19 protein-coding genes and 2 pseudogenes are annotated in these 22,877 nt (G+C 70.6%); 5 read left to right on the forward strand and 16 right to left on the reverse strand.

Going from position 1 to position 22,877, the window contains the following annotated elements; translation table 11 throughout:
- Positions 1 to 79: 79 nt before the first annotated feature.
- A complete protein-coding gene (locus tag ACFY0K_RS20965) occupies positions 80 to 703 on the forward strand; it encodes a hypothetical protein (protein ID WP_390641093.1) in 624 nt (207 codons plus the stop codon).
- A gap of 580 nt (positions 704 to 1,283) precedes the next feature.
- On the opposite strand, the gene ACFY0K_RS20970 is transcribed toward ACFY0K_RS20965, so the two are convergent.
- A complete protein-coding gene (locus ACFY0K_RS20970) occupies positions 1,284 to 2,771 on the reverse strand; it encodes an FAD-dependent monooxygenase (RefSeq protein ID WP_390641094.1) in 1,488 nt (495 codons plus the stop codon).
- A 370-nt stretch (positions 2,772 to 3,141) separates the two neighbouring features.
- Here ACFY0K_RS20970 and ACFY0K_RS20975 point away from each other — a divergent pair, with 370 nt between their 5' ends.
- Positions 3,142 to 3,969, forward strand: a complete 828-nt coding sequence (locus ACFY0K_RS20975) for an alpha/beta fold hydrolase (RefSeq protein WP_390641095.1) — start codon at positions 3,142 to 3,144, stop codon at positions 3,967 to 3,969.
- Positions 3,970 to 4,224: 255 nt separating this feature from the next.
- On the opposite strand, the gene ACFY0K_RS20980 is transcribed toward ACFY0K_RS20975, so the two are convergent.
- A complete protein-coding gene (locus tag ACFY0K_RS20980) occupies positions 4,225 to 4,668 on the reverse strand; it encodes a VOC family protein (protein ID WP_390641096.1) in 444 nt (147 codons plus the stop codon).
- A 535-nt stretch (positions 4,669 to 5,203) separates the two neighbouring features.
- Positions 5,204 to 5,791: a TetR/AcrR family transcriptional regulator gene (locus ACFY0K_RS20985; RefSeq protein WP_390641097.1), complete on the reverse strand. Its 588-nt coding sequence runs from the start codon at positions 5,789 to 5,791 to the stop codon at positions 5,204 to 5,206.
- 393 nt (positions 5,792 to 6,184) lie between these two features.
- On the opposite strand from ACFY0K_RS20985, the gene ACFY0K_RS20990 reads away from it, so the two are divergent.
- Positions 6,185 to 6,934 carry an SDR family oxidoreductase gene (locus ACFY0K_RS20990; protein ID WP_390641098.1) on the forward strand — a complete coding sequence of 250 codons (750 nt, stop codon included), beginning with the start codon at positions 6,185 to 6,187 and terminating at the stop codon, positions 6,932 to 6,934.
- A gap of 183 nt (positions 6,935 to 7,117) precedes the next feature.
- Here the strand turns inward: ACFY0K_RS20990 and ACFY0K_RS20995 are convergent.
- From ACFY0K_RS20995 to ACFY0K_RS21005, 3 genes and pseudogenes are all read right to left on the reverse strand, one after another.
- Positions 7,118 to 7,853, reverse strand: a pseudogene (locus tag ACFY0K_RS20995) (DDE-type integrase/transposase/recombinase); the annotation flags it as partial.
- 41 nt (positions 7,854 to 7,894) lie between these two features.
- Positions 7,895 to 9,272 (reverse strand): annotated as a pseudogene (locus ACFY0K_RS21000) (aldehyde dehydrogenase family protein).
- 410 nt (positions 9,273 to 9,682) lie between these two features.
- Positions 9,683 to 10,330 carry a cysteine hydrolase gene (locus tag ACFY0K_RS21005; RefSeq protein ID WP_390641099.1) on the reverse strand — a complete coding sequence of 216 codons (648 nt, stop codon included), beginning with the start codon at positions 10,328 to 10,330 and terminating at the stop codon, positions 9,683 to 9,685.
- Between the two features lie 399 nt (positions 10,331 to 10,729).
- On the opposite strand from ACFY0K_RS21005, the gene ACFY0K_RS21010 reads away from it, so the two are divergent.
- The gene (locus ACFY0K_RS21010) at positions 10,730 to 11,458 is read left to right on the forward strand and encodes an NAD-dependent deacetylase (RefSeq protein WP_390641100.1); all 729 of its coding nucleotides are present in this window, start codon (positions 10,730 to 10,732) and stop codon (positions 11,456 to 11,458) included.
- 18 nt (positions 11,459 to 11,476) lie between these two features.
- On the opposite strand, the gene ACFY0K_RS21015 is transcribed toward ACFY0K_RS21010, so the two are convergent.
- From ACFY0K_RS21015 to ACFY0K_RS21025, 3 genes are all read right to left on the reverse strand, one after another.
- A complete protein-coding gene (locus tag ACFY0K_RS21015) occupies positions 11,477 to 11,959 on the reverse strand; it encodes a methylated-DNA--[protein]-cysteine S-methyltransferase (RefSeq protein ID WP_390641378.1) in 483 nt (160 codons plus the stop codon).
- 20 nt (positions 11,960 to 11,979) lie between these two features.
- A complete protein-coding gene (locus tag ACFY0K_RS21020) occupies positions 11,980 to 13,446 on the reverse strand; it encodes an AlkA N-terminal domain-containing protein (protein WP_390641379.1) in 1,467 nt (488 codons plus the stop codon).
- Between the two features lie 110 nt (positions 13,447 to 13,556).
- Positions 13,557 to 14,447: an SDR family oxidoreductase gene (locus ACFY0K_RS21025; protein ID WP_390641101.1), complete on the reverse strand. Its 891-nt coding sequence runs from the start codon at positions 14,445 to 14,447 to the stop codon at positions 13,557 to 13,559.
- A gap of 184 nt (positions 14,448 to 14,631) precedes the next feature.
- Here ACFY0K_RS21025 and ACFY0K_RS21030 point away from each other — a divergent pair, with 184 nt between their 5' ends.
- Positions 14,632 to 15,528, forward strand: a complete 897-nt coding sequence (locus tag ACFY0K_RS21030) for a LysR family transcriptional regulator (RefSeq protein ID WP_390641380.1) — start codon at positions 14,632 to 14,634, stop codon at positions 15,526 to 15,528.
- Positions 15,529 to 15,743: 215 nt separating this feature from the next.
- Here the strand turns inward: ACFY0K_RS21030 and ACFY0K_RS21035 are convergent, their stop codons facing one another.
- The 7 genes from ACFY0K_RS21035 to ACFY0K_RS21065 form a co-directional block, all read right to left on the reverse strand.
- Positions 15,744 to 16,202, reverse strand: coding sequence for a hypothetical protein (locus tag ACFY0K_RS21035; protein ID WP_390641102.1), 459 nt, complete (start codon positions 16,200 to 16,202; stop codon positions 15,744 to 15,746).
- Positions 16,203 to 16,235: 33 nt separating this feature from the next.
- Positions 16,236 to 16,712 carry an SHOCT domain-containing protein gene (locus ACFY0K_RS21040; RefSeq protein ID WP_351959957.1) on the reverse strand — a complete coding sequence of 159 codons (477 nt, stop codon included), beginning with the start codon at positions 16,710 to 16,712 and terminating at the stop codon, positions 16,236 to 16,238.
- Positions 16,713 to 16,838: 126 nt separating this feature from the next.
- Positions 16,839 to 17,036 (reverse strand): hypothetical protein, encoded by a 198-nt coding sequence (locus ACFY0K_RS21045; protein WP_351959958.1) that lies wholly within the window; start codon positions 17,034 to 17,036, stop codon positions 16,839 to 16,841.
- Between the two features lie 112 nt (positions 17,037 to 17,148).
- Positions 17,149 to 19,833: a LuxR C-terminal-related transcriptional regulator gene (locus tag ACFY0K_RS21050; RefSeq protein ID WP_390641103.1), complete on the reverse strand. Its 2,685-nt coding sequence runs from the start codon at positions 19,831 to 19,833 to the stop codon at positions 17,149 to 17,151.
- 74 nt (positions 19,834 to 19,907) lie between these two features.
- A complete protein-coding gene (locus ACFY0K_RS21055; RefSeq protein WP_390641104.1) occupies positions 19,908 to 20,843 on the reverse strand; it encodes a YhjD/YihY/BrkB family envelope integrity protein in 936 nt (311 codons plus the stop codon).
- A 78-nt stretch (positions 20,844 to 20,921) separates the two neighbouring features.
- Entirely contained in the window at positions 20,922 to 21,431 is a 510-nt protein-coding gene (locus ACFY0K_RS21060; RefSeq protein ID WP_390641105.1) for an O-acetyl-ADP-ribose deacetylase, read from the reverse strand.
- Positions 21,428 to 22,837, reverse strand: coding sequence for a phytoene desaturase family protein (locus ACFY0K_RS21065; protein ID WP_390641106.1), 1,410 nt, complete (start codon positions 22,835 to 22,837; stop codon positions 21,428 to 21,430). Before ACFY0K_RS21065 ends, ACFY0K_RS21060 begins: the two co-directional genes overlap by 4 nt.
- Positions 22,838 to 22,877: the final 40 nt, after the last annotated feature.

A 22,877-nucleotide genomic window follows, 5' to 3' on the forward strand; every position in this document is an offset into this window, starting at 1 on the left:
CGGAACGGGGACCGGCGCTGCCGCTGACCTTCAAAAGTGATGTGCATCGTCCAGGCGAAGGCCGTTAGGGTGCGCCGTCATGGGCACGGACATATACGGCGGGATCGAGTTTCGTCATGCCTATGCCGGTACCGACGACTACGACGGCGAGCCATGGGTGGCTGCCGTGGATCTGTGGCCGCTGTACGACGAGACCGACTACACGGCCTTCGGCCTTCTCTTCGGAGTACGCAACTACGCGGGCTTCCCGCCGCTTGCACCCGGTCGTGGTCTTCCCGCCGATCTTTCGAGCGGGATGCGCTCGCAGTTGGGCTCCTGGATCGAGCGGGGCGAGATGCACTGTGCGAGCTGGGTCGGCTGGGGCGAGCTCGCTTCCCTCGATCCCGCGACCAGGCCTGAGCATTTCGTCGGCCGCGTGACCTGGTATAAGAAGTCGCTGCCGTCGGTACTGCACCGCCAGCCGGTATCCCATCAGTGGCCGTCGGAGTTCGTGTCCCTGATGGGCGTGCCGCCTCTGGACTGTCGCAACGCTTCAGAACGTGTTGAGTGGTCCACCGACGATCTGGTCTGTGTCTACGAACCACTGACCGCGGGCGCTGTCCTGGGGGCGGAGACTCAGTGGCCGCACGTCTTCGCTGTGATGAAGGCTCTGGCCGGCCGATTCGGGGACGACGGAGTCCGCCTGATCGTGGCGTTCGACTGACTGCGCAGGGCCTCCCCGCAACCCAGCGAGCGTTCCCGTCCGCGCCACCACTGCCGCGGAAGGGTCTGTGAACACGGCTTGATGATCCACGTCATTCTGTCGCGCTTCCACACGGCGGGGAAACAGCCCTCGCGAACGGCGGGCAGGCCGAGTAGACGGTGATCGTGGAATCCGTATAGGCCGCACGGATCCCGCGTTGCGGTTGTTCCATGCCGTACAGCGTGGGGTCGGCGGGTTCAGGCGGCCACCGATTTTCGACTGCCGTTCACCGCGACGGAGAATGTCGGCGGCGCCACCGTGCGGATTGCCGGTGCCACGGCTCTTCAGTAGCCGCCGCCTACTTGTCCGTTGCCTCCGGCGCCGGAGCGATCCCCGTACCGCTCGGGCACGTCCCGCCAGGCCGCGTGCCCGTACGGAACTTCCACACGATCCCGTTGAGGACCCTGCGGTCCTCCAGCCGCCTGCGCCCACGCGACGACACGGGCAGCAACGACCGGACGAACCCCATTCGGCATCGGACAGTTCATGGGGACCCTCACCCGGCCGTGATCCACCACACGAGATCATTTGACGACACTGCCTAGTCGGGTGAAGGGGCTACAGAGCTGGAGCCCTGTGTGCCGCACCATTCGGTCAATGCTTTGCTGGCCGCGTCGATGCGATGGTCAGGTGACTCGTCCGAGATGGCCCATCCGATATAGGCGTCTGGTCTGACCAGAACACTCATTTTGGTAGCGCCCTTCGGGGATACGATCTCCACCTCGCCGGCCCACTCTGTGATCAGTGAGGGGAAGCGCTCCGTGTCGGACGGTGTGACAAGGACGAACCGCCGCTTACGGAGGGCTTCGTAGAGTCTGCGTCCGTCGCTGAGGGGGACGTCGGGTGCCCGCTTCCCGACAAGGGGATGCGCGCCGACCGCGGCGGCGTAGGAAATGTCGATACCCGAGATTGCCATGGCCAGTCGTCGGGCCACTGGTGGGGTCTGCAGCACCGTACGCGCTGACAAGTCACGGAGGCCGCACAATGCCCGTGGTGTGGTGAGGACGCCGCGGAGCAGTGCCCCGCTCATCCGCAGAACCCGGTGTCCCACCGGGTGCCGTTCGTTCTGATAGCTGTCGAGCAGGGTGTCTGGTGCGCGGCCACGCTGAACGGCTGCGAGTTTCCAGCTCAGGTTTGCGGAGTCCTGGATGCTGGTGTTGAGGCCCATGCCGCCGGCCGGGGAATGGACGTGGGCGGCGTCGCCGACGAGGAATATCCGGCCTACTCGGTAGCGGGGTGACTGGCGTTCGTCGCTGTGGAATCTGGAGAGCCAGCGAGGGTCGTGCATGCCGAAGTCGCTGCCGAGCGCCTGGCGGGCGACGTCTTTGATTTCTTCCAGATCGACCGATGCGTCGTCGGGCATGGGGTGGTGGCGGTTCCAGGCCATGACCCTGAACCAGCCGTCGCCGAACGGGACGACGATGGCGAAGACGTCTCCGGTCGCTGCCACGGTGGGCGGCTTCTTCGGCGGATCAGCCATCCGGACGTCTGCGAGCATCATGGAGCGAACGGCGGAGCGGCCGGGGAACGGGAGGCCGAGGGACTGGCGCACGCAGCTGTTTCGTCCGTCCGCGCCGACGACGAAGTCTGCGCGCAGGCTGCGTTCAGTGCCGGCCGGTGTCTTCACGGTGACGTCGACACCGCTGGGGTCTTGCTGGACGCCAGTCACTTCGTGGGCCCGCATGATGTTCACGCCGTGTGTCAGGGCGCGGGACAGGAGCAGTCGCTCGGTGTTGTACTGCGGCGTCACGAGCACGTGGGGGTAGCGGGTCGGCAGGTGCGACAGATCGATCCGCAGAAATTGCAGGACCGGGTTGCGGAGGCCGGTCAGAAGCAGGTCGTCGGCCAGGCCGCGGGCGTCCAGTTGCTCCATCGTTCGGGCGTGAACGGCGAATGCGCGGGTCAGCTGGGATTCCCCTTCTCGCCGTTCCACGACGGTGCAGCGCACTCCGGCCTCGGCCAGGTCACCTGCGAGCAGCAACCCCGCTGGCCCAGCACCGACGACCAGCACGTCAACCTCAGATCCCATGTCCTGCCCTCCACGTGGCACAGAACGAGGAGTAAACGGCCCGTGATCACCTGGCTGCCGCCCGCCACCGGTGGTGATGTTCAGGGCGGGTGGGTGACCGTGCCCGGAGTTCACCCGGGTGGCGTAACCGGTGAATTCTCCTGACCGCAAAGACCACCGTACGAGACAGACCGCTTCCTCGCCTGTCAGGCAACGACCGTCCCACTCGTACCGGAGCGGTGGTTCCAGACGCGCTGAATCGCCGCCCCCCAATTAACGTTGACCTCATGCGGCGCCGCTTCGCGTCACATTCCCGGAGGGCGTGACGCGTCACATTCCCGGAGGGCGTGACGGAAGGGGCCCGCGAGCGGACATCGAGAGGAGCGCATCCATGCCCTTCGCCACCGCCGAGGACGGCACGCAGATCTTCTACAAGGACTGGGGCTCGGGCCAGCCCGTGGTCTTCTCCCACGGCTGGCCGCTCACCGCCGACGCCTGGGACCCCCAGATGAAGCTCATGGTGGACAACGGATTCCGCGCCATCGCTCACGACCGGCGCGGTGGCGGCCGCTCCGGTCAGCCCTGGGACGGCAACAACCTCGACACGTACGCCGACGACCTGGCCGCGGTCATCGAAGCCGAAGACCTGCACGACGTCATTCTGGTCGGGCACTCCACCGGCGGCGGCGAAGTCACCCGCTACATCGGCCGGCACGGCACGGCACGGGTCGCCAAGCTGGTCCTGCTCGGCGCGATCCCGCCGCTGATGCTGAAGACGGAAGCCAACCCCGAGGGCCTGCCGATCGAGGTGTTCGACGAGATTCGGCAGGGTGTGCTCACGGACCGCTCGCAGTACTACAAGGACCTGAGTGCCCCGTTCTACGGTGCCAACCGTGAGGGCTCGACCGTCTCCCAGGGAACACGTGACGAGTTCTGGCTCTGGAGCATGACAGTCGGCATCAAGGGCGCCTACGACTGCATCAAGGCGTTCTCCGAGACGGACACGACCGAGGACCTGAAGAAGGTCGATGTGCCGACACTGATCGTGCATGGCGACGACGACCAGATCGTGCCCATCGTCTCCGCGGGCGCCAAATCATCCAAGATCGTCAAGGGTGCGCAGTACAAGGTCTACGAGGGCGCGCCTCATGGCCTTGCGATGGTGCCCAAGTACGCCGAGATCTTCAACAAGGACCTGCTTGAGTTCGCGCGGAGTTAGCGACGGCTCGCACCCCGGTGAACGGCAGCACTGCCGCTGGAGCTGCTGGGAATCGGCGCCGCGAACCGCCCGGGGGCGACTCATCGCCTGACAGACCGGCGTTGGCCACATGCGCAAAGGGCATTCGCCGGCCGACCGCCGCAAACCTGCGTCAGGCAGCGGCGGCGGTCGGCGGTGCTCCCGAACCATGTCCCGGACAACTACGTCCGGAGCGGCTGAATCTGGCTCGGCGGCCAGGTTGATCGGTTCGCCGCGTCAGCCGACCGGGCTTGCGCCCCGCTGGAAGACGTTGATGAGATTTCCGTCGTTGTCACGGATCGCGGTCGAGATACTGCCGTCGCCGAGGTCCATCTGCTCCCAGACGGTCGTCACCCCCAGATCACGGAAGGTGCGGGTCACGCTGTCGAGGTCTTCGACACGGAAGACCAGGGCCTTGTTGCCGATCGGGCGGATGTGGGCGGGGGGCTCTGCCGTCAGTTCAGGGATCCGCACACCGTTTGCGGGCTGAAGGAGCTCCAGCCGAAAACCGGGCCCCTCCAAGAAGGCAACGTCCGCTCCGATGGCGTCGAAGCGGGACTTCGCCAGCAGGGTGAGGCCGAACACCCGGTTCCACCACTGGATCGACGCGTCGAGGTCACTGACGGAAATCGTCACGTTGTGGAGGCTGTAGGTGAAGGGCGGCTGGGGAGGGGTGGTCATGGTGATCACTTTTCGTTGGGCGTGTGCAGTCGTTCGCGGAGCGGCACGCGAGACCTCGCGCAGTCCCGCCCGGCGGTTTCCCTGCCGTGCAGCGGAACAGTCTGTACCTGTCTACCGCCGACCCGAGGTTCCGTTGCAGGAGCAAATCAACGGGTCGCACTTCAAAGGTAGAACTTATGGACCGTTCAGTCAAGAACGCAGGTCTCCTTCGCATGCGTTGCGAAGCCAGTCGATCAATGCACTATCTGAACTCGTGCGAACTCGCGTGAAACGGTCGGCGCCGTCGGCTGCCTGCGCGTCGTCCGGCCCGCGGGGAGGCGCAGTCGATGGCGCAGCCGCACGGCCGAAGAGGGCCCACTCAAGGGCATGACGAAAGGGGCGGGCCGGCGACTGTGCCGGGGCCGGGCGGCCGGGTCATTCGCGGGAGCGTTCGAAGACCAGGTGTGCTGGACGCTCGCGCGCCGATCCAGGTGGGCCCACCCTGATCGCTGTTCGTCGGCATATCACCTGTGGACGATGCCGACCCGCAGGACGTTCAGTGCCGGGACAGCTGCTTGAGGGCGGCCTGGCCTATCTGCAGCAGAGCCGAGCCGTCCATGTCGGTCTTGGCGAGAAACTCGATGCCCTGCATGACGGCGAGGAGCAGTCGCCCGAGCTCCTGGGCGTCCGCGCTCGGTTCGACCGTCCCGTCGTCCTGGGCTTCCTTTACGCAGGCGATCAGAAGATCTTCGACCGCCTGATAGGTGGTCCGGGCTCGGGAGACCACATCCGGATCGTTGCTGTGCAGCTCGGACGTGCTGTTGACCAGAAGACAGCCGCGGCGCTGCGGGTCCTCCGTGAATCCCTTGGCCACCCCCTCGACGAGCAGGGTCAGGCGTTCGAAGGGCGTCCCGGGCCCGGCGAGGACCGCCCGGACGCCGTTCAGCTGTTCCTCGCGGTAGCCGTCCAGTACGTGCAGGAACAGCTGCCGCTTGTCGCCGAAGGCGCCGTAGAGACTTCCCTTGCCCAGTCCGGTGGCGTCCGTCAGGTTCTGCAGTGACGTAGCCGCGTACCCCTGATTCCAGAACTGCTCGCGCGCAGACTCCAGTACCTGCTTGTCATCGAAATTCCGCGGTCGCCCCATGACTGCAGCCTACCTCCTTCTTGACCTATCGGTCCAGATCGTCGGGCACGCGGCACGGGCCCGGCTGCTCGCGGCGACGCGGGAGGACCGGGCGTTCCCCCTCGTCGCCGCCGCGCGGGGCCGCCGTGCAGGGCGAGGCCGGGCGACATGGGGCATGCAGTGCACGGCTCCCCCTCAGGTGCTCCCGGCACCCCTCGCGGACAAACCCGTGCCGGCCGCCCTGTCGCGCCTCGACAGCGTGGGCACTGTCACGTTTTTGTCCGTGCGGTCCATAACAGGGTTCTTTACCGTATAGTCCAGAACTGGGCTCGGGCCGTCCGGTTCGGGCTGTAGAACCGCAGTGACACTTGGTGCGCGACTTCTGGCGTTCGCACCGGACAGGGGTAAACGATCATGGGACAGCTTGACGGGAAGACGGCAGTCATCACCGGAGGCAACAGCGGAATCGGACTGGCCACCGCCAAGCGATTCGCACGTGAAGGCGCCCACGTGTTCATCACCGGCCGCCGGCAGGAGGCCCTCGACGCCGCGCTGGCCGAGATCGGCGGCGACGCCACCGCCGTCAGGGGTGACGTCGCGGAGCTCGCGGACATCGACCGCCTCTACGCGGCTGTCGCCGAGCGAGGCCGCCCCATCGACGTACTCTTCGCCAACGCGGGCGGCGGTGAGTTCGCTGCACTTGAGCAGGTCACCGAGGAGCACTTCGACGCCACCTTCGACATCAACGTACGGGGAATGCTCTTCACAGTTCAGAAGGCCATTCCGCTGCTCAACGACGGCGCCTCGGTGATCCTGACCGGATCGACTGCCGCGACCTCGGGCGGCGCCGCCTTTGGCGTGTACGCCGCGTCCAAGGCTGCGGTCCGTTCCTTCTCGCGCACCTGGGCCAACGAACTGAGCGGCCGCGCGATCCGGGTGAACACCCTGGTCCCCGGCCCGATCGTCACCCCGGGCAACACCGGCCTGGCCGCCGACGCCGACCAGGCCGCACAGATGAGGGACGCCTTCGCCAGCCAGGTTCCGCTGGGTCGCATGGGGCAGCCGGACGAGGCCGCGGCTGCCGCACTGTTCCTCGCCGGCAACGAGAGCAGCTTCGTCACCGGATCCGAGCTTTTCGTGGATGGCGGACTCAACCAGATCTGATCGCCGCAAGAGGATGCGCTGTGCCTGTCCCGGCGAAGACGACAGTCGCCCTGCCCGCGTCGCGATCACACCGGTAGGCACACCGAACCCAACGGGCGGGCGCAGCCCCACCGGTGTGTACGCAAGCGATGGCATCCGGAACCTGCGGTTGATCCCTGGGAGTGGACACCGGGTTTCATGCGACGCGCGGCGGACGCCATGCCGGCGGCAGACATCGGCGGGGGCGGCCGCGCTGTATTGGGCGCCTCTGTCCGTGTGGAAGACGACGCCGCGAACCCGGCCGCCGCGGGCGGCCACGGCCATCTTGATCGCGTCGGTGACCGGCGAGGTGCGCATGTGGTCGGCGATCGACCAGCCCACCGCCTTCCTGGAGCAGATGTCGATCACTGTGGCGGGACAGAGCGACGTCGAGCCGACGGCTATGTAAGTGATGTCGCCGCACCACCTGGTATTCAGCGTGTCCGCGGTGAAGTCGCGCATGACCAGGTCCGGCGTGGGCGGCGCGGTCCTGTCCTCGATCGTCGTCCGCTTCCTCTTGCGTAGGTGCCGGCCGACGATGTGGTGGATGCGCATCAGCCGGGTGACGCGCTTGCGGCTGATCTTCCGTTCCCTCGCACGCAGTTCGGCTGCACGCCGAAGTCGGCGCGGTCCTCGGAGATGAAGTCGCAGCGGTGGGGGCCTACTTCACCCCTCGGGCGAAGTAGGCCGCTGCCCTGCGCAGGATCTGGCGTTCCGGCTGCCACTCTTGCTCAGCCTTGAGCAGCCGGGCGTTCTCCGCCCGCAGCCGGGCCAGTTCCTCCGCCGCGTTCCCTCTGCCATCGCGGTCCTCGGGCGCGGCATGGGCCTCATCCTTGCGCACCCAGGCCCGAAGCGATTCGGCGGTGATGTCGAGATCCGTGGCCACCGCCCCGTGTGGACGAGCGGCGAGGACGCGGCTCCCGGAGGGCTGTGGGCGCCCTACTACAACGCAAGATCGGTGAGGACCAGCACACGCTCATGGGTGTAGTCCGCCATGGCGAACTTCACTCCTTCGCGGCCGACACCAGACTGCTTGACTCCGCCGTAGGGCATCTGGTCGGCGCGATAGGAGGGCACGTCGCCGATCACGACTCCGCCGACTTCCAGAGCCCGGTGTGCCCGGAAGGCAGCCTGCAGGTTGCGTGTGAACACCCCTGTCTGCAGCCCGTACTTGGAGTCGTTCACGGCCGCGAAAGCCTCGGCCTCGCTGGACACCTTGAGTACCGTCAGAACTGGCCCGAAGACCTCCTCGCAGGCCAGGGTCGTGTCTGCTGGAACATCCGCGAGGACCGTAGGCGTGTACGAGGCGCCCTCCCGCTTGCCGCCCGTGTACAGCGTGGCCCCGGAACCGACGGCTTCGTCGACCCATGACTCGACGCGGCACGCTGCGTCCTCGCTGACAAGCGGACCCACATCAGTTCTGTCATTCGAAGGGTCCCCGGTGACCTGAGATTTGACGGCTGCGACGATACGCGGCAACAGCCGGTCGTACACCGCGGCGTCAGCTATCACACGCTGCACAGAGATACAGGACTGTCCGCCCTGGTAGTTGGAGAACGTAGCGATGCGCGCGGCGGCCCGGTCAAGATCCTCGTCGCCCGTGAAGTCGGCCAACACCGTTCCCGCCGAGCTCCAACGTGCAGTGTTTTCTGGAAACGGAGTCCATGATGGCGTACCCGACCCTCTCGGAGCCGGTGAACGAGATGACGGGCAGGCGCTCGTCCTGCACCAGCCCCGGCATTCGGTCATTGGCGACCGGCAGGATGCTCCATGAACCGGCGGGCAGTTCGGTCTCGGCAAGGAGGTCACCGATGATCAGACCCGAGAGCGGGGTATTGGGCGCCGGCTTCAGGATGATCGGGGCGCCGGCCGCGATAGCCGGGGCGACTTTGTGGGCACACTGGTTCAGCGGGAAGTTGAACGGCGTGATCCCCAGCACAACGCCCTTCGGGAAGCGGCGGGTGAGCGCCAGTCGGCCCTGGCCGCCGGCGTCAGTGTCGAGCCGCTGAGCCTCACCGCTGTTGAAGCGGCGGGCTTCCTCCGCGGCGAACCGGAACACGGACACCGCACGGCCCACTTCTACGCGAGCCCACTTGATCGGCTTTCCGTTCTCCGCGGAGATGAGCTGCGCGATCTCCTCGCTGCGCTCGATAAGGCGCTTGCTCACGTGGTCGAGCGCGGCGGCACGAACATATGCGGGAGTAGCCGCGAACTCATCGCGAACGGCATACGCCGCCGCCACCGCCTCCTCCACCCGCTCATCGGTGGGCACACTGACCTCTCCGATGAGCTGACCGGTCCAGGGGGAGGTAACGGCCAAGGTCGTCTCACCGCCGTCTGTCTGGCCTGCTTGCCGGCGCGGACCAGCGCGATGGCACGTGCCCGGAACTCCGGAGGATAGGGACGAGGCATGACTGCCAGCCTTCCGTGAAGGGCTGTCAGTTAGCCACCAGAACTGGAACCTGAGAGGTGGGGCAGGTCAACCTGTCATCCGAGTCTGCATCAGAAACCACTGGGGGATCCAGCAGGCTCGGCCGTCGCGAGGTGAAACGGGTCGCCTCCTACCGAGACCGGTACTTTCCCCTGCGGCGATCTGGCCGACGAGGGGGACGTCGACGGTCTCCGGGGTGGCGGGCAGCCACTGGGCCTTTGCCAAGGCCACTGCGACGGTCGCCAAGAGTTCCGGGAGCCGGCCACGAAGGGACGATGCGTGTTCCCACAGCGCTTCCCTCAGTGCATCAGGTCGACCAGTTCGTCCGTCGCCAGCAAAGCATGGGCGAAGAAGCGGTAGTTGATCATGGCCGCCTGATAACCGTCGCCCCAGACCGGGTGTCGGGGTCCAGCTGTTGCATCCCTGACCACGGCGACTTCAAATCCCTCCTCGATGAGGTGACGCATATGGGACTCAACGCACATGTTCGCCAACATCCCACCAAGAATAATTCCTTGAATTTTTCGCTTACGCAGTTGCAGTACCAGGTCGTTGGTTTCCGGCCCGAATACCTTGTGCGGGCTTGCGACCACCGTTCTCCCGTCCTCAATATAGGGTTTGAAGCGCTCCAGCCAGTCTGCCCCGGAGTTCCGGAATCCCGCCAGATCGAGCTGCCCCGCCCGTTCGAACGTATGTGTCTCCAGTTCGTTTGTCTCCAGCGGACCGTTCATGCGCCAACCGCTGTCGGTCGGGTAGAAGTAATGGGGCGAGATGAAGACTTCGTATCCGACTGCCTTCGCCACCTCGAAGATTCTCTCCATATTCTCGACGGTCCTGTTTTCTGTGACGCTCGCCCCCACCACGTCCCAGTTCGCTCCACCCTCGCTCAGCACGTCGTTCTGTGGATCAATGAACACAAGCGCCGTGTCTGTCTTATTGAATTCCACTTGCCCGCTCCTCATGCGATTAACAGGCCACTGGTCTGATGGGCATTGGTACAGCGGGCGCCCTTCCGGAACGCATTCCGGTCCGGTGACCAGTGGTTTTTCCACGTGCACCTTGGAGCGCACACCCCGTGGAGGCGCTGTCCCGGCTGTTCGGCTCTCCGTCCACTTTGCCCCATCGCGGGACCTTCTGCATCGGTGAGCCACCTCGGTCGCTGCAGCCATCCGGAGGCGTGCACGGCGGTGGAGGGGAATACGAGGTCTGGGTGCTCCAGTCAGCGTGTCCGCTGGTCGGGGCGTCCTTCTTGACCGCCAGCGGCAGCAACTTCTTGCCGCTGTTGCTTCGTGCGGCGCCTTGGATATCCGTTCGCTCCGGGCGGGCAGGCGTCCTACTCTCGGCCCATGAACAGGCCACTCGTCGCCATCCTCAGCGGAGCAGGGATCTCCACTGATTCCGGCATCCCTGACTACCGCGGTCCGAACGGTCTGTGGCGGAAGGATCCCGAGGCCGAGAAGCTCGTGACGTACGAGTACTACATGGGGGACCCGGAGATCCGGCGACGGTCCTGGCAGATGCGACGGCAGAACCGCGCGCTCATGGCCGAGCCCAACGCGGCGCACCGGGCGGTCGCCGAGCTGGAGCGGTCGGGGACACCCGTGCGGGTCATCACGCAGAACGTGGACGGGCTGCACCAGCTCGCCGGGATGCCCGCCCGCAAGGTGCTCGAACTGCACGGCTCCGCACGCAGCGTGGTGTGCACGAAGTGCGGGGCGCGCGGCCCGATGGCGGACGCGCTCGCCCGGGTGGAGGCCGGCGAGGAGGACCCGCCGTGCCTGGAGTGCGGCGGCATCCTCAAGTCCGCGACCGTGATGTTCGGCGAACGGCTCGACCCGGCCGTCCTCGGCGACGCCCTTGCCATCAGCAAGGCCTGCCAGGTCTTCGTCGCCGTCGGCAGCAGCCTCCAGGTCCAGCCGGCCGCCGGGCTCGCGGGCGTCGCCGCCGACCACGGCGCCCGGCTGGTCATCGTCAACGCGGAGCCGACGCCCTACGACGACCGGGCCGACGAGATCGTCCGGGAGCCGATCGGCACCGCCCTGCCGAAGCTGCTCGCCGCCCTGCAGCCCGGTTAGCCGCCGCTCCCGAGCCGGTCAGAAGAGGCCTGCTCCCCGTTCGAAGTCGAGCAGGCGCTGCTTGCGGGGCAGGCCGCCGCCGTAGCCGGTGAGGCTGCCGCTCGCGCCGATCACCCGGTGGCAGGGGACGATGATGCCGACGGGGTTGCGGCCGTTGGCGAGGCCCACCGCGCGGGAGGCCTGGGGGTTGCCCAGGGCTTCGGCGAGTTCGCCGTAGGAGCGGGTCTCGCCGTAGGGGATCAGGCACAGCTGTTCCCAGACGCTGCGCTGGAACGGGGTCCCGCTCAGGCGCAGTTCGACGGTGAACTCCGTCAACTCGCCCTCGAAGTAGGCGGTCAGCTGTTCCTCGGCCTCGGTGAAGAGGCCGTCGTCGCGGGCTCCGAAAGTCTCCTCGGGCGGGCGGTGGCGCTGGTCCTCCATGTAGAGGCCGCAGAGGATGCCGTCCTCGGCCACCAGGGTGAGGGGGCCGTAGGGGCTGTCGGTCACGGTGTGGTTCTTCACGGCGGTGTCCTTGAACTCCTTCATACGGGCAGGAAGTTGATCGGGTGGCTGTCGGTCGCCCACAGGTACTGGACGGCGTAGGCCCGCCAGGGGCGCCAGGCCGCCGCGCGGGCGGTGAGGGCGGCCGGGGTGCCGGGCAGGCCCAGCTCCTGGGCGGCGCGCCGGATTCCGAGGTCGGTGGGGAGGAAGGCGTCGGGGTCGCCGAGGGCGCGCATGGCGATGACGTCGACGGTCCAGGGGCCGAAGCCGGGGAGCGCGAGCAACCGGGCCCGTGCCTCGGCCCAGTCGCTCTCGACGCCCAGGTGGAGGCTGCCGTCGGCGAGTTGGCCGACGAGGGTGGTGAAGGTGGTGCGGCGGGTGCGGGGCATCGCCAGGGAGTCCGGCGGCACGTCCGCGAGCGCCTCGGGGGACGGGAAGAGGTGGGTGAGGCCGCCCTCGGGGTCGTCCACCGGGGTGCCGTGGGCGGCCACCAGGCGGGCGGCGTGGGTGCGGGCGGCGGCGGTGGAGACCTGCTGGCCGAGCACGGCCCGGACGGCGAACTCCGCCTCGTCGACCGTACGGGGCACCCGCCGTCCGGGCGCCTTGTCGACCAGCGGGGCGAGGATGGGGTCCGTGCGCAGCTGGTCGTCGACGGCGACCGGGTCGGCGTCCAGGTCGAGCATGCGCCGGCAGCGGCTGATGGCGACGGGCAGGTCCCGCAGGTCGCTGAGGGTGAGCCGGCAGGCGATGTGGTCGGGCTTCGGGGTGAGGGCGGCGATGCCGTGGCCGTACGGCAGCCGCAGGGTCCGCCGGTAGGCGCCGTCCCGCCACTCCTCGACGCCGGGTACGGCGGTGGCCGCGAGGTGGCCGAAGAGGTTGTCGGGATTGAGGGGGGCGCGGAAGGGCAGCCGGAGGGTGAGTGCGCCCGGCGTCTGATGCGCCGACTTGGGGCGGCGGTTGCGCAGGTCGGTCGGCGAGAGCGCGAAGACCTCGCGGACGGTGTCGTTGAAGGTGCGGATCGAGGAGAAGCCGGCCGCGAAGGCGACCTCCGCCATCGGCAGCGCGGTGGTCTCGATCAGCAGCCGGGCGGTCTGGGCGCGTTGGGCGCGGGCCAGGGCGAGCGGGCCGGCGCCGAGTTCGGCGAGCAGCTGGCGCTCCACCTGCCGGGGGCTGTAGCCGAGGCGGGCGGCGAGGCCGGGGACGCCCTCGCGGTCCACGACCCCGTCGGCGATCAGCCGCATGGCGCGGGCGACCAGGTCGGCGCGCTGGTTCCACTCCGGGGAGCCGGGGCTGGTGTCGGGACGGCAGCGCTTGCAGGCCCGGAACCCGGCCTGCTGGCAGGCGGCGGCGCTCGGGTAGAACGTCATGTTCCCGGGTTTGGGCGGTACCACCGGGCAGCTGGGCCGGCAGTAGATGCGGGTGGTCAGGACGGCCGTGAAGAACCAGCCGTCGAACCGCGCGTCCTTCGACTGCACGGCCCGTACACAGTGCTCGCGGTCGAGGTGCATCCCTTTCTGCATGGCTCCAGCATCGGCCACCGGGGGTGGCCGATGCTGGCGGAAATCCGACACGTAGGTGCGCTGACCTCCGGGACCCCGGCGACCTGTGGTTGCGGCCGTCAGGCGAAGTAGTGGTCCTGGTCGAGGTCGGCCAGCAGACCCGGCTGGGCGGGCCGCCAGTCGTACCGCTCCCGGGTGGCGGCGCCGGACGTGGGGTTGTCGTTGCCGACGAAGGCCGCCATCCAGTCGAAGTGGCCGGCCGCCTCCTCCCGTGCGAGGGAGACGACCGGCACGTCGAGTCGGCGGCCGATGACCTCGGTGATGGCGCGGAGCGGAACCCCCTCGTCCGCGACCGCGTGCAGCACGGCCCCGGTTGGGGCCGTCTCCAGGGCCTTGCGGTAGAGGGTGGCGGCGTCCAGACGGTGCACGGCCGACCAGCGGTTGGCGCCGTCCCCCAGGTAGGCGGCGACACCCTTGTCGCGGGCGATGCCGATCAGGAACGGGGCGAAGGCGTGGTCGCCCGCTCCGTGCACCTGCGGGAGCCGGATCGCCGACACCCGCACGCCGCGGTCGGCCAGGGCCAGGGCGGCGCGTTCCGCCTCGGCCCGGTGGGCGCCGGGGCCGGTGGGGTCGGGCGCGTCCTCCTCGGTGCCGAGGCGCCCGGGGGTGAGGAGGCCGGTCACCGAGGTGACGACCAGGGGCCGGCCGGACTCGGCGAGCGCGTCGCCGAGGGCTTGCAGCGCGTCGAGTTCGGTACGGAGGGCGCCGGGCATGTCGGAGAAGTCGTGGTTGTAGCCCGTGTGGATCACCCCGTCCACCGCTCCCGCGGCCGCCCGCAGCCCGTCGGTGTCGTTCAGGTCGCCGCGGTGCGCCTCCGCTCCCGCCTCCTTCAGGGCTGCCTCGGCCGCGTCCGAGCGGGCGAGGCCGAGCACCTGATGGCCGGCACCGAGCAGTTCGCGGACCACCGCGCTGCCGATGAACCCGGTGGCACCGGTGACGAACACACGCATGACAGATCACCTCGTGGAGAGTGGATGTGCTGGGACGACCTCAGCCTGCGTCCGGCCCCGCTGCCGGGTCCAAGACCTGTTCCGTACCCGGTGATGCCCGTTCGGTCATGACCGCAGCTCACCGCGGCGGGAGCACGGACGCCGGGAGTAGAGTCGAGGGGTGCCCGATTCCTCCGTACCGCCGATGGACCTGGAGCTGCGCCTGGTGCGCTACTTCACCGTGGTCGCCGAGGAGCTGCACTTCGGCCGCGCGGCCGACGCACTGCATCTCGCGCAGCCGTCGCTGAGCCGTCAGATCCGGCGGCTGGAGCGGGAGTTGGGCGTCCGGCTGCTCGACCGCACCCCGCGCGGCACCCGGCTCACCGAGGCCGGGGAGACCTTTCTGCCGCAGGCCAGGGAGCTGCTGCGGATCGCCGCCCGGGCCGCCGCCAGCGCCCGCTCGGCCGCCGGGCACGGCCCGTTCACCGTCGGCTACACCACCCACCAGATCGTCACCCCGGCCGTGCGCGAACTGCGCCACCGCCACCCGGAGGCCGACGTCGGCACCCTGCACGTGGACTGGAACGAACCGCGCGCCGCGCTCCTCGACCACCGGGTCGACGTGGTGGTGACCAGGTTCCTGTTCGCCGCCGACGGCCTGGACATCACGGTCCTCTACGACGAGCCGCGCGTCCTCCTGGTGCCGCTCGGCCACCGGCTGGCCGGCCGGGAGTCGGTCACCCTGGCCGACTTCGCCGACGAGCCGCTCCCCCGTTTCACCGGCGCCGACCGGATCGGCGCGAATCCCCCCGGCCACGCCAACCTGGGCGCCCTGGTGGAGACCCTGGAGGACAAGCTGGAGCTGGTGGCGAGCGGTGAGGTGGTGTCGCTGGCGCCGGCCGGGTTCAGCGGCGGCCTGCGGCCGGACATCGTCGCCGTCCCGATCGAGGACGCGGTCCCGCTCCAGGTGGTCCTCGCCGTCCGGGCCGGGGACCGGCATCCCCTGCTCCCGGCGTTCCGCCGTGCGGCCGAGGCCCATCTGGTCCCGTCCGGCGCCACCGGGGCCGGGCGGCCGCATGCCGGGGCCGGCGCGGGCCGATGAGCCGGGGCCGGGGCCGGCCGGTGAGCGGATCCGGGAGGGGCACGCCGAACGACGGGGCGGCCGCGAGCACTTCTCGCGCGCCACAGTCGGCTACGGCCGCGCGGACCGCGGTGGGGCCGGACACGGCGGGCCTGGTACCGGTGCCGACGCGGACCGTCGTGCGGGACTCGGCCTGAGCGGAGTCCCGCACGAGTAGGGCGGCACGCACCGGACCGTCAGCGCAGGTCCGCGCCCGTGGCCGGGCCCGTGTCCGCGGTCTCGTCGCCGCGCGCCACGCACAGCGCCCAGATGATGAACCCGGACAGCGCGATCATCACGACGGACCAGACCGGGTAGTACGGCAGGGACAGGAAGTTGGCGATGATCACCAGCGCGGCGATGGCCACCCCGGCGCCGCGTGCCAACGCGGCCGGCTGGAGGAGGCCGATGCCGACGACCACGGCGATCACGCCCAGGACCAGGTGGATCCAACCCCAGCTGGTGAGGTCGAACTTGAACACGTAGTTGGGGGTCGTGACGAAGACGTCGTCCTGGGCGATCGCCATGATGCCCCGGAACACCGCCAGCAGTCCGGCGATCATGAGCATGACGGCGGCGAAGGCGGTCAGTCCGCCGGCCCACGCCATCTTGGCGGTGTGCTGACGGGGGTGGTGCGCGGGATGTGTGGCGGTCATGGGGCTGCCTCGATTCGTTCTCGGAGGGGGTGCTCAGCGCCCGTGGGCGGTGGGCACCGAACCGGAGCCGGAGCGCTCGGCCGGCCCGTAGTCGCTCAGGACCAGTGCCTTGGCCCTGCGGAACTCCTCGTCCGAGATGTCACCGCGGGACTTCATCTCGGAGAGCCTGGCCAGTTCGTCGACGCTGCTGGTCCGGCCGGGGCCGCTCTTCGCGGTCTGCCGGATGTACGACTCGAACGCCTTCTGCTGGTCGCGGGCCTGGGCGATCTCGCGCTGCCCCATCCCCTTGCCGCGGGCGATCACGTAGACGAGGACGCCCAGGAAGGGGACGACGATGCAGAGGGCCAGCCAGCCGGCCTTGGCCCAGCCGCCCATCGAGTCGTCGCGGAAGATGTCCACGATGACCCGGAACAGCAGGACGAGCCACATGATCCACAGGAAGAGCCACAACATCGTCCAGAAGGCGCTCAGCAGCGGATAGTCGTATGCGAGGTAGGTCTGCGCGCTCATGTACGTCCTCCGTCCACGGCGCCGGCCGGTCGGCCGGGCCCTGCCGTCCCAGCGTGCGCACGGCGGGCGCCGGGGTTCCTCACCCGGTGCGGGTGATCGTGCGCGGCTGACGGCACCTCGGCCCCGTCACTCCGGCAGGCGCCGCATCTCGACGACCCGCAGCCCCAGCGACAGGCAGCGATTCAGCAGGCCGTACAGATGCGCCTCGTCGACGACGGGACCGAACAGGACCGTCTCGCCGGACATCGTCACGTGTTCCATCTCAGGGAAGGCCCTGGTCAGCGTCTCCGACATAACCCCTTCGACGCGGATCTCGTAGCGCATGAGCCGTCTCCCGCCGCGGGTCTGCTGCGGTCTGTCCGTTCCGTGATCCTGCCCCCGCGGCCACCGGCCGGCCTCACCCGGCACAGGTGAACCGGGCCGGGGCGGGCAACGGTCAGAGCAGTCCGCGCTCGCGGGCCCGGCGCACCGCGTCGCCGCGCCGGCCGACGCCCAGTTTCCGGTAGATGCTCTTGAGATGCGTCTTCACGGTGTTCACGGAGACGTACAGATCGGCGGCGATCTCCTGGGTGGACATCATCTGCGCCAGCCGGCCGAGGACCTCGCGCTCGCGGCCGCTCAGCTCCTCGACGAGCAGCGGCGGGGAACCGGCGCCGGGGCCGTCGCCGTAGAGCCAGCCGGCGGCCAGGCCGTGCAGCGGCGGGGCGTCCAGGAGGCGGCGGATCCCCGGCCCGGCGTCGAGGAACGGGCGGCGCAGCCGGTCCCGGCGTGCCTCCAGGAGTGCCCGGGCGAGCAGCTTGCGGGCGGTGCCGGGGTCCCCCGCCTCGGCCGCCGCGCGGGCGCGCACCAGGGTGGCCCGGACGGTGACGCCGGGGCCGGACCGGGCGTCCGCGCACAGCCGGTCGGCCGTCCCCAGGGCGTCCTCGCGGTGGCCGGCGGCAAGCCGCACCCACGCGGCCTCCGCGGCGTACAGGGGCCCGGGCAGGCCGTCGATCCCGTCCAGCACCTCGGCGGCGGCGCCGGTCCGGCCCTCGGCGAGCAGGACGGCCGCGGCGGCCAGGGCCGTGTTCGCCCGTGCCCAGGGCGAGCTCACGTGCGTCCGTACGGCAGGGTCGGCCGCGTGCGCGGCGGCGGCCGGGTCGCCGAGGGCGAGCCGCAGCCGGCCGCCGGCGAGCGCGCGGCAGGCCTCGGTCACCGGGTCGGGCGCGCCGACGCCGGGGCCGGACTCGGCGGCCTCGTCCAGCAGGGCACGGGCCCGCTCCAGCTCGTCGCGGTCGACGGCGACGGCGGCCAGCACCAGCTGGCCGAGGCCGGCGCCGGGGAACGGGCGTCCGCCACAGCTGCGGGTCGCGTCGGCCGCGGCCAGCGCCCGGCGCTCCGCGCGGTCGAGCCGGCCGTCGAGGTAGTCGATCAGCGCCAGGTGGCCGAGGCAGTCCTGCCGGGGCAGTTCGGTCAGGGCGTCACCGGGCAGCTCGGCCACCTCGGTCAGGGCGGCCCGTGCCGCGTCGAAGTGCCCGGCCCAGACGCGGGCCGAGCCCAGGTGGGTGTGGAGGAGGGCGGCGAGTTCGGGATGCCTGGCGAGGAGGCGGGCGGGCACCTCGTGGCGCAGCAGGGCGACCGCGGCCACCGCCTGCTCGGCCCTGTCCGGCGAGCCGGTCAGCCTCGCCGCCAGGGACTCCAGGAGCGCGAGGCTCAGCCGGGCCGCGGCGGCGGCCGCACCGGTGGCGGGGCTCTCCGCCGCGCGGCCGAGGCGGGCCAGTGCGTGGTCGAGGTGGGCCAGTGCGTGATCGAGGTCGTACTCGGCCAGCCCGCGGGCCGCGCGTACCAGCTCCACGGCCGCCCCGGTGGCCTCCGGGTCCAGCGCGGAGAACAGCTCGGTGAGGCCGTCCGCGCGCGGGCCGGTGAGGAGCCGGCCGATCGCCAGGTCGTCGACGAGGGTGCCGGCGGCGCACTCCCAGTCGCCCGCCGCCGCGCCGTGGGCCAGCGCCTCGGGTACGGCGCCGTGGGCCCGCAGCCACCGTGCGGCGCGCCGGTGCAGTTCGGGTTCGAGCCCTGGGGAGCGGGCTCGCAGATGGACCCGGAGGATCTCCCCGAACAGCGGATGCAGCCGGTACCAGGAGTGTCCGAGGTCCTCGACGAAGGCGTTCTGCCGGCAGAGCCCGGCCAGCAGCGGACCGGCGTCGGGGCGGCCGGTCAGCGCCTGAGCCAGCTCGGGTCCGAACCGGTCCAGGACGCTGACCCGCAGCAGCAGGTCCTGCGTCTCGGGCGGCTGCCGTCCCACCACCTCGGCGAGGAGGAAGTCGGCGATGGTGCCGTGGCCGGCCTCGAACTCCTTGAGGTACGTCTCCGGGTCCGCGCTCTGCTGGGCGGCCAGGGCGCTCAGCCGCAGTCCGGCCGCCCAGCCCCGGGTGCGCTCCACCAGGGCGCGGGCGGCATCTGCGGGCAGCCGCAGCCCGTGCCGGGCCAGCAGGTCGGCCGCCTCCTCGGGGGTGAAGGCCAGCTCCTGGTTCCTGATCTCGGTCATGGCCGCGGCCGCGCGGTAGCGGTGCAGGGGCAGCAGGGGTTCGGTGCGGGTGACGAGGATCAGCCGCAGGCCCGGTCCCGCGTGGTGCAGGACGAACTCCAGTTGCTCGGCGGTCTCCGGAGCGGTCTGCCGGTCGAACTCGTCGAGGACGAGGACCGCGGGCCGGTCGCGTCCGCTCAGCTCGTCGGCGAGGCGGGCCAGCATCCGGTGGTCCACCGTGCACGGGCCTCCGGGAGGGCCGAAGGTCCCCACGGGAGGCCGTGTTCCGGCGCCGTGCAGGGCGTGCAGGACATGGGCCCAGAACATGCCGGGGCCCTGGTCGCCGGCCTCGTTGGTGAGCCAGGCCACCGGTCGGGCGAGGCGGGCCGCCCAGTCGGCGACGAGGAGCGTCTTGCCGGCGCCGGCCGCGCCGTTGACCATGGTCAGCGGGGTGTCGAGGGCCTGGTCGAGGTGTGCGGTGAGCCTGGGTCTGCGGACGAAGGTGGCGGGTCTGGCCGGCACGGCGAACCGGGTGCGCAGAAACGGCTCCCCCAGGGGGTCGGCGTATCCGAGGGCCGGTCCCCGTGCGCTGTCGTCCCTCGCGGCCACAGAGATCACCTCCCGTGTCCGGTCGGCCGTGGTCGGCGCTCCGCACGATCAGGATCCCAGTGTTGCGGCCGGCCCGCAGAGCGTCAGGACGGCGGCGCCTCCGGGTTCCGGCGGGGCGCCGGGCTGCCGAGGCGGCCGGCGAGGAACGGCTCCTGAGCGAGGACCGCGCCGGCGCTGACGCTGACGGTGGCGGTCAGGCAGACCACGATCAGCCAGGACAGCAGCACGAACACCGAGCCCAGGGAGCCGTACTCGGCGACGGTGCGGTCGAGGGCGCGCGGCAGGTACAGCTGGGCGGCCGCGCTCAGGGCGGTGAGGGCGGCCGCCGTGATCAGGGCGCCGGGCAGCAGGGGCCGCCAGCCGATCCGGCCGCCGAGCAGCAGGTGCTGGGTCCACCACCACAGGCCGGTCTGGCAGACGAGGGTGACCGGGACGCCCAGCCAGACGCCCAGACCGAAGCCGTTGTGCAGGGTGCCTTCCAGGAGCAGGGCGCCGATCCACAGGACGAGCCAGGCCACCCAGCGCCACGGGGCGATCCGGGTGCCCTCGCGCGGGATCTGCCAGGCGCGTTTGCACAGCCGTTGCACGGCCCGGCTGACGGCCGTGGCCGAGATCAGCGCCATGAGGCCGCCGATCACGCCTGTCGTCTGCCGCAGGTCCTCGTTCGGCGGCTGCATCAGCTGCTGGACTCCGGTGTCGACCGGGCCGGACAGCCCGAAGGCCGAGCGCAGGGAGTGCAGCAGCTGGTCCCGGACGACCGGTGGGGCGTAGGCCGCGAAGACGAAGAGCAGCGGGACGGCGGTCAGGAAGCACTGGGCGGCCAGGCGGGTGGCGGTGTCGAAGATGTTCACGGACACCAGCCGTGCGGCGAGGTGCGTGACGACCGGGAAGCGGGTCTCCGCCCGCCGGTGCGCGGCCTTCGCGGCGGCGACCAGGCGTGCGGTCCGCGAGCGCCACCGGGGCACGGCGGACCGGCTGGTTCCGGACCCGCCGTGCGGCCTCCGCCCGCTGGCCGGCATCGCCTGCTCCTCTCCCTGCTGCCTCCCTGCCGTCCAGGGTGCGGGGCGGGAGGTGCGACGGCACCCCGTGCCGTGCCGTCAGGGCAGCTGCCGGGCGAACGCGTCGTAGGCGCGCTCGTCGAAGAGCACGAAGCGGACCTCCTCGACCGCCGTGTCCGCCTCCTGGACGGTCGCGACGGCGATCCGGGCGCCGTCGTCCATCGGCCAGCCGTAGATCCCGGTGGAGACGGCGGGGAACGCGACGGTGCTGGCGCCGAGTTCGTCGGCGCGTCTGAGGGACTCGCGATAGCAGGAGGCCAGCAGCTCGGAGCGGTCCTCGCCGGTGGAGTGGACCGGGCCGACGGTGTGGATGACCCACCGGGCGTCGAGGTCGCCGGCCGTGGTGGCGACGGCCTGGCCGGTGGGCAGGCCCTTGCCGTAGTGCGAGGCGCGCAGCCTGCGGCAGTCCTCGAGGATGGCGGGGCCGCCGCGGCGGTGGATGGCGCCGTCGACGCCTCCGCCGCCGAGCAGGGAGGAGTTGGCCGTGTTGACGATGGCGTCGACGCTCTGCCGGGTGATGTCGCCCTGGACGAGGGTGATACGGGTCATGACTGTCGCAACCTCCTCCACACGGCCTTCGCCGCGTTGTGCCCTGACATGCCGTGCACGCCCGGTCCCGGCGGGGTGGCCGACGAGCAGATGAAGACGGCGGGATGCGGGGTGCCGTACGGGAACAGGGAGAGCTTGGGGCGGAGCATGATCTGCAGGCCGGAGACCGCGCCGGCGCCGATGTCGCCGCCGACGTAGTTGGCGTTGCGGGCGGCGAGTTCGGCGGGGCCCGCGGTGGCGCGGGCCAGCACGCGGTCGCGGAACCCCGGGGCGAAGCGCTCCAGTTGACGCTCCATCACCTCGGTGAGGTCGCCGCTCCAGCCGTTCGGCACGTGGGCGTACGCCCAGAAGACGTGCTGGTCCGCGGGGGCGCGGGTCGGGTCCACGACACTGGGCTGCACGGTGATCATGAACGGCCGGTCGGGGGCGCGGCCTTCGCGGGAGGCGGCGCGCAGGGCGGTGCCGATCTCCGTGCTGTCCGCGCCGATCTGCACGGTCCCGGCGCGGCGGGCCTCCGGTGCCGTCCACGGGACCGGGCCGTCCAGCGCGTAGTCGATCTTGAAGACGCCCGGGCCGTACCGGTAGTCCCGGTAGTAGTTGCCGAGGCCCGCGATGCGGGCCAGGGCGGTGGGCGAGGTGTCGAAGATGTACGACCGGGCGGGCGGCAGGTCGTCGAGTCGCTTGACCTCGTAGTCGGTGTGGATCGCGCCGCCGAGGTCCGTCAGGTAGGCGGCGAGGGCGTCGGAGATGGCCTGGGAGCCGCCGGCGGCCACCGGCCAGCCGCGGGCGTGCGCGGCGAGCGCGAAGACCAGGCCGACGGCGCCGGTCGCGAAGCCGCTGAGCGGGGCCATGACGTGGGCGACGAGTCCGGCGAACAGGGTGCGGGCCCGCTCGTCGCGGAAGCGGCGCATCACCAGGGCGGCGGGCGGCAGCCCGGCGAGGCCGAACCGGGCGAGCGTGAGCGGGTCGCGGGGCAGCGCGGTCAGCGGCAGGGACATGAAGTCCCGGGCCAGGGTGTCCCACGTGGGCAGGAACGGCTCGACCAGCCTGCGGTAGGTGCCGGCGTCACGGGGCCCGAAGGAGGCCGCGGTCTCGGCGACGGAGCGGGCCAGGACGGCCGCGCTCCCGTCGGGGAAGGGGTGCGCCATCGGCAGGTCCGGGTGCAGCCACTCGAGGCCGTAGCGCTCCAGGGGCAGGGCACGGAACGCGGGCGAGTTGATGCCCAGCGGGTGGGCCGCCGAACACGGGTCGTGCCGGAAGCCGGGGAGGGTGAGCTCCTCGGTGCGGGCGCCGCCGCCCACGGTGTCCCGTGCCTCGAAGAGCGCCACGGAGAAGCCGCGCCGGGCCAGCTCCACGGCGGCCGTCAGGCCGTTAGGCCCCGCCCCCACCACGACCGCATCGAGCATCGACGGCACCTTCGGACCCCTTCGTCAGCCGATGGCCACT

Origin of the sequence: Streptomyces sp. NPDC001507 (assembly GCF_042894765.1) — a bacterium.
Lineage (GTDB): Bacteria > Actinomycetota > Actinomycetes > Streptomycetales > Streptomycetaceae > Streptomyces.

What these genes read in the sequence shown, in the direction of transcription:
- ACFY0K_RS21025 (WP_390641101.1), bottom strand. Translation starts at nt 14,447, where the DNA reads ATGCGTGTGTTCGTCACCGGTGCCACCGGGTTCATCGGCAGCGCGGTG.
- ACFY0K_RS21065 (WP_390641106.1), bottom strand. Translation starts at nt 22,837, where the DNA reads ATGCTCGATGCGGTCGTGGTGGGGGCGGGGCCTAACGGCCTGACGGCC.
- ACFY0K_RS20990 (WP_390641098.1), top strand. Translation starts at nt 6,185, where the DNA reads ATGGGACAGCTTGACGGGAAGACGGCAGTCATCACCGGAGGCAACAGC.
- ACFY0K_RS21045 (WP_351959958.1), bottom strand. Translation starts at nt 17,036, where the DNA reads ATGCGCTACGAGATCCGCGTCGAAGGGGTTATGTCGGAGACGCTGACC.
- ACFY0K_RS20985 (WP_390641097.1), bottom strand. Translation starts at nt 5,791, where the DNA reads ATGGGGCGACCGCGGAATTTCGATGACAAGCAGGTACTGGAGTCTGCG.
- ACFY0K_RS20980 (WP_390641096.1), bottom strand. Translation starts at nt 4,668, where the DNA reads ATGACCACCCCTCCCCAGCCGCCCTTCACCTACAGCCTCCACAACGTG.
- ACFY0K_RS21060 (WP_390641105.1), bottom strand. Translation starts at nt 21,431, where the DNA reads ATGACCCGTATCACCCTCGTCCAGGGCGACATCACCCGGCAGAGCGTC.
- ACFY0K_RS21055 (WP_390641104.1), bottom strand. Translation starts at nt 20,843, where the DNA reads ATGCCGGCCAGCGGGCGGAGGCCGCACGGCGGGTCCGGAACCAGCCGG.
- ACFY0K_RS20965 (WP_390641093.1), top strand. Translation starts at nt 80, where the DNA reads ATGGGCACGGACATATACGGCGGGATCGAGTTTCGTCATGCCTATGCC.
- ACFY0K_RS21020 (WP_390641379.1), bottom strand. Translation starts at nt 13,446, where the DNA reads ATGCACCTCGACCGCGAGCACTGTGTACGGGCCGTGCAGTCGAAGGAC.
- ACFY0K_RS20970 (WP_390641094.1), bottom strand. Translation starts at nt 2,771, where the DNA reads ATGGGATCTGAGGTTGACGTGCTGGTCGTCGGTGCTGGGCCAGCGGGG.
- ACFY0K_RS21040 (WP_351959957.1), bottom strand. Translation starts at nt 16,712, where the DNA reads ATGAGCGCGCAGACCTACCTCGCATACGACTATCCGCTGCTGAGCGCC.
- ACFY0K_RS21010 (WP_390641100.1), top strand. Translation starts at nt 10,730, where the DNA reads ATGAACAGGCCACTCGTCGCCATCCTCAGCGGAGCAGGGATCTCCACT.
- ACFY0K_RS21030 (WP_390641380.1), top strand. Translation starts at nt 14,632, where the DNA reads ATGGACCTGGAGCTGCGCCTGGTGCGCTACTTCACCGTGGTCGCCGAG.
- ACFY0K_RS21035 (WP_390641102.1), bottom strand. Translation starts at nt 16,202, where the DNA reads ATGACCGCCACACATCCCGCGCACCACCCCCGTCAGCACACCGCCAAG.
- ACFY0K_RS20975 (WP_390641095.1), top strand. Translation starts at nt 3,142, where the DNA reads ATGCCCTTCGCCACCGCCGAGGACGGCACGCAGATCTTCTACAAGGAC.